Source organism: Pseudomonas sp. PA-1-3F, assembly GCF_021609665.1.
Taxonomy (GTDB): domain Bacteria; phylum Pseudomonadota; class Gammaproteobacteria; order Pseudomonadales; family Pseudomonadaceae; genus Aquipseudomonas; species Aquipseudomonas paracarnis.
The window spans coordinates 1-12003 of record NZ_WJZD01000020.1 but is presented as its reverse complement, the minus strand read 5'-3'; the positions used below and the strand labels follow the sequence as shown (position 1 = coordinate 12003).

The following is a 12003-nucleotide window of genomic DNA, read 5'->3' as shown; positions in this document are numbered from 1 at the left end:
TTGCTCGCGAAAAACGTCAACGATAACGCGTGCTTCCTGAGTGAACGCGGCGCCTATTAGTTTTTCGCGAGCAAGCTCGCTCCTACAGAGGCTTCATGCTTTTGCATCCACGCAGTGAATGATCATCGCGGTCGGCCAGGCCTGGATCTATCCTCGATCCACAACCACAAGATCGAGGTAGCCCATGCGTGAAGTAGTGATCGTCGACAGCGTGCGAACCGGCCTGGCCAAATCCTTTCGCGGCAAGTTCAACCAGACCCGCCCCGATGACATGGCGGCCCATTGTGTCAATGCGCTGCTGGCCCGCAACGGTATAGACCCGGCGACGGTGGAAGACTGCATCGTCGGTGCCGGCTCCAACGAAGGCGCCCAGGGCTATAACATCGGGCGTAACGTGGCGGTGCTCTCGCAACTGGGCACCGGTACGGCGGGCATGACTCTCAACCGTTTCTGTTCGTCGGGCTTGCAGGCGATTGCCATTGCCGCCAACCAGATCGCTTCGGGCTGCAGCGACATCATTGTTGCCGGTGGCGTGGAGTCCATCAGCCTGACCATGAAGAGCGTCAACACCGATAACCTGATCAACCCGCTGCTTAAAGAACAGGTGCCGGGCATTTACTTCCCCATGGGCCAGACCGCCGAAATCGTTGCGCGCCGCTATCACGTCAGCCGCGAAGATCAGGACCTTTACGCGCTGCAAAGCCAGCAGCGCACCGCCCAGGCCCAGGCTGATGGCTTGTTCAACGATGAAATCGTGCCGATGGCGGTCAAGTACAAGGTCGAGGACAAGAACACTGGCGCGGTGCAGATCCTGGATGGCGTGGTAGACCGGGACGACTGCAACCGCCCGGACACCACCCTGGCCAGCCTCAGCGGCTTGAAGCCGGTGTTTGCCGAGGATGGCTCGGTGACTGCAGGTAACTCCTCGCAGCTCTCCGACGGTGCGTCGATGACCCTGGTGATGAGCCTGGAAAAAGCTCTGGAACTGGGGCTCAAGCCCAAGGCGTTCTTCCGTGGCTTTACCGTGGCCGGTTGCGAGCCGGACGAGATGGGCATCGGCCCGGTGTTCTCGGTGCCCAAGTTGCTCAAGGCCAAGGGGTTGCAGGTGGCGGATATCGACTTGTGGGAACTCAATGAGGCCTTTGCTTCCCAGTGCCTTTACGCGCGCAATCGCCTGGAGATCGATAATGCCAAATACAACGTCAACGGCGGCTCGATTTCCATCGGGCACCCGTTCGGCATGACCGGCTCGCGGCAGGTGGGGCACCTGGTGCGCGAGCTGCAACGGCGCAACCTGCGTTACGGGATTGTCACCATGTGCGTGGGGGGGGGGATGGGCGCCACCGGACTCTTCGAAGCCGTACGCTGAGTCAGGTTGGAATACCGCCAATGTGGGAGCTGGCTTGCCTGCGATTGCGGTGGGTCAGCGACAGATTGGACACAGATAAATCGCCATCGCAGGCAAGCCAGCCCCCACATTCAAGACTGTGACGTATCCGAACTCAGTGACTTGCCCCTAGAATGCCTGCTCCACTTCCTCTGGCATCTGGGGCTCTCATGCACATCTCTTCCGGCCGCTGGGTCTACGGTTTCTTCCTGACCCTGCTGACCGCGTTTCTGTGGGGCATTCTCCCGATCAAGCTCAAGCAAGTGTTGCAGGTGATGGACCCTATCACCGTGACCTGGTTTCGCCTCATGGTAGCGGGCACGTGCCTGTTCGTTTACCTGGCCGCCACCAAACGTCTGCCCAGCCGCAAAGTGCTTGGCCCCAAGGGTGGGTGGCTAGTGGGCATGGCGGTGTGTGGCCTGGTGGGCAACTACGTGTTGTACCTGGTTGGCCTGAAAATGCTTAGCCCCGGCACGGCGCAGTTGGTGGTGCAGATGGGCCCGATCTTTCTGATGGTTGCCAGTGTGTTTGTGTTCAAGGAGCGCTTCAGCCTGGGGCAGGGGGTGGGGCTGATGGTGCTGATCGCAGGCTTTGGCTTGTTTTTCAACCAACGCCTGGTGGAGTTGCTGACGTCCATGGGTTCTTACACCGCCGGTGTGCTGACGATCCTGCTCGCCACCACCATCTGGGTGTTCTACGCACTGGGGCAGAAGCAGTTGCTGACGGTATGGAATTCATTGCAGGTGATGATGGTGATCTACCTGTCGTGCGCGGTGTTGCTCACGCCTTGGGCGCACCCGCTGGAGGCGTTGCAGTTGAGCCCGTTGCAAGGCTGGCTGCTGCTGGCGTGCTGCATGAATACGCTGGTGGCCTACGGCGCATTTGCCGAAGCCCTGGCGCATTGGGAAGCCTCGCGGGTCAGTGCGACCCTGGCGTTGACGCCGTTGGTGACCTTTGTGGCGGTGGCAGTGTCGGCCTGGCTGTGGCCGGACTATGTGCAAGCCGAAGAGATCAATGCCTTGGGGTATGTGGGGGCTTTGGTGGTGGTGACTGGCTCGGCGATGGTGGCGCTGGCGCCTTCGCTGCTCGCCGGGCTCAGGGCCCGGCGGCTGCGGATGTCGGTTTAAGCGCCGAGCATGTTTTGCGGGCGCACCCACTGGTCAAACTCGGCATCGGTGAGGTAGCCCAGCTCCAGTGCAGCCTCACGCAGTGTCAGCCCTTCGGCGTAAGCCTTCTTGGCGATTTCGGCTGACTTGTCGTAGCCGATATGCGGGTTGAGGGCGGTGACCAGCATCAGCCCGCGTTCCAGGTGCTGGGCCATTTGCTCGGCGTCGGGTTCAAGACCGGCAATGCAATGCTCCTGGAAGTTGTTGCAGCCATCGGCCAGCAGGCGGATCGACTCCAGCAGGTTGTGGATGATCACCGGTTTGTACACGTTCAACTGCAAGTGCCCTTGGCTGGCGGCCATGCCGATGGTCACGTCGTTGCCCAGCACCTGGCAGGCCAGCATCGACAGCGCTTCGCATTGTGTGGGGTTGACCTTGCCGGGCATGATCGAACTGCCCGGTTCGTTGGCCGGCAACTTGACTTCGGCCAGCCCGGCGCGAGGGCCGGAACCCAGCAGGCGCAGGTCGTTGGCGATCTTCATCAGCGCCACGGCCAGGGTTTTCAGCGCGCCGTGCAGGGTCACCAGCGGCTCATGGCCGGAGAGGGCGGCGAATTTGTTCGGCGCGGTCACAAAAGGTAAACCCGACAACGCGGCCAGCTCGGAAGCAATCGCCTCGCCAAAGCCATGGGGGGCATTGAGGCCGGTGCCGACGGCGGTGCCGCCCTGGGCCAGCTCGCACACCGCGGGCAGGGCGCTGCGGATCGCACGCTCGGCGTAATCGAGCTGGGCGATAAACGCCGAAAGTTCCTGGCCGAAGGTGATCGGTGTGGCATCCATCATGTGGGTACGGCCGGTCTTGACCAGCTTCATATGCCGCGCGGCCAATTCTGCCAGCCCACCGGACAAGGTGGCGATTGCCGGCAGCAGTTGCTTGTTCACCGCTTGCACCGCAGCAATGCTCATGGCGGTGGGGAAGCAATCGTTGGAACTCTGGGAACGGTTGACGTGATCGTTGGGGTGCACCGGGCTCTTGCCGCCGCGGTTGTTGCCGGCCAGTTCGTTGGCGCGGCCAGCGATCACTTCGTTGGCGTTCATGTTGCTCTGGGTGCCACTGCCGGTCTGCCAGACCACCAGCGGGAACTGGTCGTCATGCTGGCCGTCCAGGACTTCGTCGGCAGCCTGCTCGATCAGGCGGGCAATATCGGCGGGCAAGTCGCCGTTGCGGTCGTTGACCCGCGCCGCAGCCTTCTTGATCAGGGCCAGGGCATGCAATACCGCCAGCGGCATGCGCTGCTCGCCAATCGCGAAATTGACCAGCGAACGTTGGGTTTGCGCGCCCCAATAGGCGTCATCAGGGACCTGTACTTCCCCCAGGCTGTCGGTTTCGATACGGCTCATCGGTCACCCTCCTTATGCAGTCGTGATTGGTCAGTTTAGGCCCTGGCGGCCAGCGTGGGTTCCCTAAAAGCGCATTTGTGCCATCGCGCCCCGTGAAACCGGGGCTTGCCAAGGAGTGGGGTTGAGCCGCGAGGTTTTTTAGGCGCAGAATGGTCGCCCTTGGGGTCTTACCTCGCCTGCTAGAAAAGGAAACTCGATGACTCGTCTTCGTGCCATCTGTACCGCGGTTGCTCTGGTTTGCGCCAGCGGCCAGGTTCTTGCCGATACCGCCAGCCACAACGCCAGTGCCGAAGCCTTCCTTACCCTGGCCCATGCTGACAAGCTGGGGACCCCGGTGTACATGCAAGTGCAGCAAATGTTCGCCCAGCGTTTCGAACAGACCAAGGCGCCTGCCGCCAAGCAGTCGGTACTGGACAGCTACCAGGCCAAGGCCAACGCCGCTCTGGACCAGGCCATCGGCTGGCCGAAGCTCAAGCCTGACATGGTCAAGCTCTACACCACCAACTTCAGCGAATCCGAGCTCAAGGACCTGGTAGCGTTCTATCAGTCGCCACTTGGCAAGAAAGTCCTGGAAAAAATGCCCCAGCTGACCCAGCAATCGGCCCAGATGACCCAGGCCAAGCTGGAAAGCGCCGTACCGGTGGTGAACAAGCTGTTGGAAGACATGACCAACGAGCTGGCGCCAAAAGCCGCCGCACCGGCCAAGAAGAAGTAAGCAGGAATGACCATGCAACAGCGTATCGAAACGGCCCTTGCCGCCCTGGCCCCGCAACATTTGAGCGTGCTGGATGAAAGCCACATGCACAGCCGTGGGTTGCAGACCCACTTCAAGGCCGTGCTGGTCAGCCAGCAGTTCGAGGGGCTCAACCGCGTCAAGCGCCATCAGAAGGTCTACGCCACTCTGGGTGATCTGATGAGCGAGTTCCATGCGCTGGCGCTGCATACCTATACGCCCGACGAGTGGGCGACAATCGACGCAGCCCCGGCCTCGCCGACCTGCGCCGGCGGACATTGATGGGGTAACCCTGATAGAATCCGCAACGCGCCGCTTAGCCGGCGCGTTTTTTTTGCATCCGGTTCACCCCTTACGAGGGTAGCCACCTGGAGAGAACACCCATGACTCAACCGATTGTCGTGGCGGCACTGTATAAGTTCGTCACCCTCGAAGATTACGTCGCCCTGCGCGAGCCCCTGTTGCAGGCTATGATCGATAACGGCATCAAAGGCACCTTGCTGATCGCCGAAGAAGGCATCAACGGCACCGTTTCCGGCAGCCGCGAAGGCATTGACGGCCTGATGGCCTGGCTGAAAAAAGACCCGCGCATGGTCGACATCGACCACAAGGAATCCTACTGCAACGACCAGCCGTTCTATCGCACCAAGGTCAAGCTCAAGAAAGAGATCGTGACCCTGGGCGTTGAAGGCGTCGACCCGAACAAAAAAGTCGGTACCTATGTCGACCCGCAGGATTGGAATGCGTTGATCAGCGACCCGGAAGTGCTGTTGATCGACACCCGTAACGACTACGAAGTGTCCATCGGCACCTTTGAAGGCGCAATCGACCCGAAAACTACCAGTTTTCGCGAATTTCCCGACTACATCAAAGCCAACTTCGACCCGGCCAAGCACAAGAAGGTCGCCATGTTCTGCACTGGCGGCATTCGCTGTGAGAAGGCCTCGAGCTACATGCTCAGCGAAGGCTTCGATGAGGTCTACCACCTCAAGGGCGGTATCCTGAAGTACCTCGAAGAGGTGCCCCAGGAAGAAACCAAATGGCAGGGCGACTGCTTTGTGTTCGACAATCGCGTGACCGTGCGCCACGACTTGAGCGAAGGCGACTACGATCAATGTCATGCCTGCCGCACACCCGTGAGCGTAGAAGACCGCGCCTCCGAGCATTACGTGGCGGGCATCAGTTGCCCCCATTGCTGGGATAAGCTGCCGGAGAAGACCCGTCGCAGTGCAATCGACCGCCAGAAGCAGATCGAACTGGCCAAGGCCCGCAACATGCCGCACCCGATTGGTTACAACTACAAGCAAACCCCTTCCGAGGCCTGAGCCATGTCTGCGCGCCTGCTCTATGTAATGGACCCGATGTGTTCCTGGTGCTGGGGCTTTGCCCCGGTGGCACAAGCGCTGGTGGAGCAGGCCCAGGCGGCCGGCGTGGACGTGCACCTGGTGGTGGGCGGCTTGCGCACCGGCAGCGGCGCGGCGCTGGAGCCGACTACCCGGCGCTACATCCTTGAACACTGGCAGGCCGTCACCGACGCCACCGGCCAGCCGTTCAAGCGTGACGGCGCGCTGCCCGACGGTTTTGTCTACGACACGGAGCCGGCGTGCCGCGCTATCGTCACCGCACGCAGCCTGGCGCCGGATTGCGCCTGGAAGCTGCTGGGGCTGATCCAGCGTGCGTTCTATGTCGAAGGACGGGACGTGACCCTCGCCCATGTGTTGGTTGAGCTGGCCGAGCAGGCCGGCATTCCACGTATCGAGTTTGCCGGCGAGTTCGACCGTGCCGAGCAGCACGCCGCCACGGCGGCCGATTTCACTTGGGTGCAAGACCTGGGGATTGCCGGGTTCCCGACCCTGCTGGCCGAGCGCAACGGCCAGTTGGCCTTGCTGACCAATGGTTACCAGCCGCTGTCCGAGCTGTCGCCGTTACTGGGTCGATGGCTGGAGCGAGCTGCCTGTGTATGAACAGCCTCCACGCACCGACCGCCTGACCTGGGCAGAAATTCGCCGCCTGGCCCTGCGCCACAAGAAATCCCTGTGGGTCGCCAACGGTGTCGCCGTGCTCGCCACCCTGTGCAGCGTGCCTATCCCGCTGTTATTGCCGTTGCTGGTGGACGAAGTGCTACTGGGCCATGGCGATGCCGCCCTCAAGGTGATGAACCACGCGCTGCCCCTGGGTTGGCAAAAAGCCGCAGGCTATATCGGCCTTATGCTCTTGGTCACTCTGGCCCTGCGCTGCGGCGCGCTGGTGTTCAACGTGGTGCAGGCGCGGCTGTTTGCGCGCTTGGCCAAGGACATCGTGTACCGCATCCGCGTGCGTCTGATTGAGCGTCTCAAGCGTATCTCCCTGGGTGAGTACGAAAGCCTGGGCAGCGGTACGGTCACCACCCACTTGGTGACCGACCTGGACACCCTGGACAAATTCGTCGGCGAAACCCTCAGCCGCTTCCTGGTGGCGATGCTGACCCTGGTCGGCACCTCGGCGATCCTGGTGTGGATGCATTGGCAGCTGGCGTTGTTGATCCTGTTGTTCAACCCGTTGGTGATCTACGCCACGGTGCAATTGGGCAAGCGCGTCAAGCACCTCAAGAAGTTGGAAAACGACAGTACTTCACGCTTTACACAGGCGCTGACCGAAACCCTCGATGCCATCCAGGAAGTACGTGCCGGCAACCGCCAGGGCTTTTTCCTCGGGCGGCTGGGCCAGCGTGCCCAGGAAGTGCGTGACTACGCCATTCATTCCCAATGGAAAACCGACGCGTCGAGCCGCGCCAGTGGCTTGCTGTTCCAGTTCGGTATCGACATCTTCCGCGCCGCGGCCATGCTCACCGTGCTGTTTTCCGACCTGTCCATCGGCCAGATGCTCGCAGTGTTCAGTTACCTGTGGTTCATGATTGGCCCGGTGGAACAACTGCTGAACCTGCAATACGCCTATTACGCGGCGGGCGGCGCGCTGTCGCGCATCAACGAGCTGCTGGCGCGTGCCGATGAGCCGCAATACCCAGGCGGCGCAGACCCGTTCAGCGGGCGCGAGACGGTCGGCATCGAAGTGCGTGGCCTCGACTTCGGCTACGGCGAAGAGCTGGTACTCAACCAGTTGAACCTGGCCATCGCACCGGGTGAAAAGGTGGCAATTGTCGGCGCCAGTGGCGGCGGTAAAAGCACCCTGGTGCAACTGTTGCTGGGGCTCTACACGCCGCAGGCCGGCAGCATTCGCTTTGGCACTGCCACCCAGCAGGAGATTGGCCTGGAGACCATCCGCGAGAACGTCGCGGTGGTGCTGCAACACCCTGCGCTGTTCAACGATACCGTGCGCGCCAACCTGACCATGGGCCGCACCCGCACCGATCAAGCCTGCTGGCAGGCGCTGGAAATCGCCCAACTGGATGCTACTGTCAAGGCATTACCCTTGGGCCTGGACAGCGTGGTCGGGCGTTCGGGCGTGCGCTTTTCCGGTGGTCAGCGGCAACGCCTGGCGATTGCCCGCATGGTGCTCGCCGAGCCTAAAGTGGTGATTCTGGACGAGGCCACGTCTGCATTGGATGCGGCGACCGAGTACAACCTGCACCAGGCACTGGCGCGGTTTCTCAGCGGGCGTACTACACTGATCATCGCTCACCGGCTGTCTGCGGTGAAGCAGGCTGACCGAGTGTTGGTGTTCGATGGCGGGCACATCGCCGAGGATGGCGACCATCAGCAGTTGATTGCCGATGGTGGGTTGTACGCCAAACTGTACGGACACTTGCAACAAGTGCGTTGATTTAGCTTAGGCTGTGCTATCGGGAGCGGATTTTCGCGTGCGTATTAAGCTGTGCATGTGTAAGGGACTTCATGAAGCAAAAGCGGACTCTCGGAACGCCACGCCTGTTGGGTATTGTCTGGCCCTTCATCGCCGTCGTGTTGTTCCAGGCATTGTTAGGCTGCGTCAGTCTCTACGTGCTTTCGGCAGTGCGGGGCTATGTGGCGGGCGAAAGCCTGTGGTCCAAGGGCCAGAAGGATGCTATCTACTACCTGACCCTCTACGCCGATAACCGCAACGACGCCACCTACCTCAAATACCAGCAGGCCATTGCCGTGCCCCAGGGTGGGCATGAATTGCGCATTGCCCTGGACCGTCCCAATCCAGACATGGAGGCCGCGCGCCTGGGTATCCTCAAGGGCGGCAACCATCCGGACGACGTTTCCAGCCTGATCTGGCTGTACCTCAACTTCCGCCATTTCAGCTACCTGGAAAAAGCCATTGAGCTGTGGACGGTGGGCGACGGCTATCTGCTGCAGTTGGATGAGCTGGCCCAGGAGATGCACGGCGCCATTACCTCCGGCTACGTCAGCAGTGACGATGTCCATAGCTGGAAGGCGCGCATCACGGCCATCAATGAAGGTGTGACGCCCGCCGCCAAGGCGTTCAGCGATGCCCTGGGCGAAGGTTCGCGGATGATCCTGCGCCTGTTGTTGATCACCAACCTGGCGACAGCCTTGGGCCTGATCGTGTTGGCGCTGCTGCGCACCCACAAGCTGCTGGCCCAGCGTCATGCCTTTGCCGATGCGCTGCAAGCGGAGAAGGAGCGGGCGCAGATTACATTGGAGTCGATTGGCGACGGGGTGATTACCACCGATGTCGACGGGGCCATTGCCTATATGAACCCTGCCGCTGAAGCCTTGACCCACTGGCGCTCGGAGCAGGCCCAGGGCCTGCCGCTGGCGGCGTTGTTCAAGCTTTTGAATGAAAACGCCGAGCCCGACGGATTCACCCTGATTGAGCACATCGTCAAGGGCCAGTTCAGCGGCGGCAGCGAGCATTCCAAGCTGATCCAGCGCCTGGACGGCAGCACGGTCTCGGTCACCCTGGTGGGCGCGCCGATCCGCAGCGCCGGCAAGATCAGCGGTGCGGTCCTGGTGCTGCACGACATGACCCAGGAACGTCAGTACATCGCCAATCTTTCCTGGCAGGCCACCCATGACGCCTTGACCGGCCTGGCCAACCGTCGCGAGTTCGAGTTCCGCCTTGAACAGGTGCTGCAACAGGTCGCGCGCCAGCAAAGTGGGCGACATGCCTTGATGTTCCTCGACCTCGACCAGTTCAAGCTGGTCAATGACACCTGTGGGCACGCGGCAGGCGATGAATTGTTGCGTCACATCTGCGCGCTGTTGCAATCAGACTTGCGCGAAGGCGATACCCTGGCTCGGTTGGGCGGCGACGAGTTTGGCATCCTGCTGGAAAACTGCCCGGCGCCGGTGGCGGAAAAAATCGCCGAGAGCCTGCGCCATACCGTGCAAAGCTTGCACTTCGTGTGGAAGGGGCGGCCCTTCATGACCACTGTCAGCATCGGCCTGGTGCATATCTCGCAAACCCCGACCACCCTGGAAACCTCCCTGCGCGCCGCCGACATGGCGTGCTACATGGCCAAGGAAAAGGGGCGCAACCGGGTGCAGGTCTACCACGTCGACGACTCCGAGTTGTCTCTACGGTTTGGCGAGATGGCCTGGGTACAGCGGCTGCATATCGCCCTTGAAGAAGATCGCTTTTGCCTCTATGCCCAGGAAATCGCGCCGTTGGGCCCTACCGACGCTGGCAATGGGCACATCGAAATTCTCCTGCGCCTGCATGACGAAGCGGGGCGGATCATTTTACCCAACAGTTTTATTCCGGCTGCCGAGCGTTACGGTTTGATGACGTCCCTGGACCGTTGGGTAGTGGAAAACGTATTCAAGATTATCGCCCGCTGCATGCATGAGCGTCCGGGCCGACCCATGGCCATGTGTGCGATTAATCTGTCAGGCATCACCATTGGCGATGATGACTTTTTGGGTTTTTTACGTCAGAAATTCGATAGTTACAGCATTCCACCGGAAATGATTTGTTTTGAAATAACTGAAACGAGCGCTATAGCCAATTTGGGCAGTGCGATTCGATTTATTAATGAACTCAAAGCGTTAGGGTGCCATTTTTCCCTGGATGACTTTTGCGCCGGAATGTCCTCATTCGCATATTTGAAACATTTACCTGTAGACTTCCTGAAGATCGATGGAAGTTTCGTAAAGGATATGCTGGACGACCCGATTAACCGCGCCATGGTCGAGGTGATCAACCACATCGGCCACGTCATGGGTAAGCGCACGATTGCCGAGTTTGTTGAAACACCCCAGATCGAACAGGCTTTACTTGAGATAGGTGTGGATTACGCTCAGGGCTACCTGATTGAACGCCCGCAATTGTTTACCTTTGATAGCCTGCAGTGCCGACCTGAGCGGCCGCAGCCTCTGTTATTCAAGGCGCCCGGCACTTTCCGCTGAAACATTTGCTGGTCTGTACAATCACACTTGAAAAGGAGCCCCACAGTGATCGACACATTCAACAGAACCGGCCCGCTTATGGAAGCCTCGAGTTACCCCGCCTGGGCGCAGCAACTGATCCAGGACTGTAGCGAGAGCAAGCGTCGGGTTGTCGAGCACGAACTGTACCAGCGCATGCGCGACAACGCCCTCAGCGCCAAGACCATGCGCCACTACCTGATTGGTGGTTGGCCGGTGGTGGAACAGTTTGCCTTGTACATGGCGCAGAACCTGACCAAGACCAAGTTTGCCCGCCATCCTGGGGAGGATATGGCGCGCCGTTGGCTGATGCGCAACATTCGCGTGGAGCTCAACCATGCCGACTATTGGGTCAATTGGGCGCGGGCTCACGGCGTCAGCCTTGAAGAACTGCAAGCGCAGGAGGTGCCGCCCGAGTTGCACGCCCTGAGTCATTGGTGCTGGCACACCAGCTCGGCGGATGCGTTGATCGTCGCGATTGCCGCCACCAACTACGCGATCGAGGGGGCGACGGGAGAGTGGTCCGCCGTGGTCTGCTCTACCGGTGTGTATGCTGCCGCCTTCCCTGAGGAAGATCGCAAGCGGGCGATGAAGTGGCTGAAGATGCACGCCCAATACGACGATGCCCACCCTTGGGAAGCCCTGGAAATCATCTGCACACTGGCCGGGACCAACCCGAGCAAGGCCTTGCAGGAAGAGTTGCGCCAAGCGGTGTGCAAGAGCTACGACTACATGCACTTGTTCCTGGAAAGCTGCATGCGTCTAGAGAATGCGGAAAAAGACAAGGCGCCAGCCGTTCGCGAGCGCCCTGTGCGCATCGCCAGCGAGGCGTGATGTAACGGTTCGGATGGTATTTGTGGCCAGGGAGCTTGCTCCCGTTGGACTGCGTAGCAGGCCCAACCTCTTTTAACAAAAAAGCGGGGCGGCCTCGCGCCCCCACCGGAGCCAGCTCCCTCGCCACAGGGCAGTGTTTGTTGGTTAACAGCGCCGCGCCCCGCGATCCGTGGTGCGTGCTTGTTCTTATTAACATCCGGCGCCTCCGACGACATCTTTTTGGTTGTGGGTT

10 protein-coding genes are annotated in these 12003 nt (G+C 60.6%); 9 read left to right on the top strand and 1 reads right to left on the bottom strand.

The window, feature by feature from the left end; translation table 11 throughout:
- Nucleotides 1-184: 184 nt before the first annotated feature.
- Nucleotides 185-1369 (top strand): thiolase family protein, encoded by a 1185-nt coding sequence (locus GIV26_RS15795; RefSeq protein WP_003192745.1) that lies wholly within the window; start codon nucleotides 185-187, stop codon nucleotides 1367-1369.
- Nucleotides 1370-1557: 188 nt separating this feature from the next.
- Nucleotides 1558-2514 (top strand): DMT family transporter, encoded by a 957-nt coding sequence (locus GIV26_RS15790; protein WP_057977020.1) that lies wholly within the window; start codon nucleotides 1558-1560, stop codon nucleotides 2512-2514.
- Here GIV26_RS15790 and GIV26_RS15785 read toward each other — a convergent pair.
- On the bottom strand, nucleotides 2511-3893 hold the full coding sequence (locus GIV26_RS15785; RefSeq protein ID WP_057977022.1) for a class II fumarate hydratase: 1383 nt from the start codon (nucleotides 3891-3893) through the stop codon (nucleotides 2511-2513). The two genes, GIV26_RS15790 and GIV26_RS15785, sit on opposite strands and share 4 nt — an antisense overlap.
- Nucleotides 3894-4089: 196 nt before the next feature.
- Here GIV26_RS15785 and GIV26_RS15780 point away from each other — a divergent pair, with 196 nt between their 5' ends.
- From GIV26_RS15780 to GIV26_RS15750, 7 genes are all read left to right on the top strand, one after another.
- The gene (locus GIV26_RS15780) at nucleotides 4090-4608 is read left to right on the top strand and encodes a DUF2059 domain-containing protein (protein ID WP_014719258.1); all 519 of its coding nucleotides are present in this window, start codon (nucleotides 4090-4092) and stop codon (nucleotides 4606-4608) included.
- Between the two features lie 6 nt (nucleotides 4609-4614).
- Nucleotides 4615-4908: a BolA family protein gene (locus tag GIV26_RS15775; protein ID WP_054896313.1), complete on the top strand. Its 294-nt coding sequence runs from the start codon at nucleotides 4615-4617 to the stop codon at nucleotides 4906-4908.
- A 101-nt stretch (nucleotides 4909-5009) separates the two neighbouring features.
- Nucleotides 5010-5951 carry an oxygen-dependent tRNA uridine(34) hydroxylase TrhO gene (gene trhO, locus GIV26_RS15770; RefSeq protein ID WP_236281455.1) on the top strand — a complete coding sequence of 314 codons (942 nt, stop codon included), beginning with the start codon at nucleotides 5010-5012 and terminating at the stop codon, nucleotides 5949-5951.
- Between the two features lie 36 nt (nucleotides 5952-5987).
- Nucleotides 5988-6590 carry a DsbA family protein gene (locus tag GIV26_RS15765; protein WP_170949794.1) on the top strand — a complete coding sequence of 201 codons (603 nt, stop codon included), beginning with the start codon at nucleotides 5988-5990 and terminating at the stop codon, nucleotides 6588-6590.
- Nucleotides 6583-8385, top strand: a complete 1803-nt coding sequence (locus GIV26_RS15760; RefSeq protein WP_019817586.1) for an ABC transporter ATP-binding protein — start codon at nucleotides 6583-6585, stop codon at nucleotides 8383-8385. The genes GIV26_RS15765 and GIV26_RS15760 overlap by 8 nt, the downstream gene beginning before the upstream one ends.
- A 71-nt stretch (nucleotides 8386-8456) precedes the next feature.
- Nucleotides 8457-10919 carry an EAL domain-containing protein gene (locus GIV26_RS15755; protein WP_034126162.1) on the top strand — a complete coding sequence of 821 codons (2463 nt, stop codon included), beginning with the start codon at nucleotides 8457-8459 and terminating at the stop codon, nucleotides 10917-10919.
- A 78-nt stretch (nucleotides 10920-10997) separates the two neighbouring features.
- The gene (locus tag GIV26_RS15750; protein WP_153474739.1) at nucleotides 10998-11771 is read left to right on the top strand and encodes a TenA family transcriptional regulator; all 774 of its coding nucleotides are present in this window, start codon (nucleotides 10998-11000) and stop codon (nucleotides 11769-11771) included.
- Nucleotides 11772-12003: the final 232 nt, after the last annotated feature.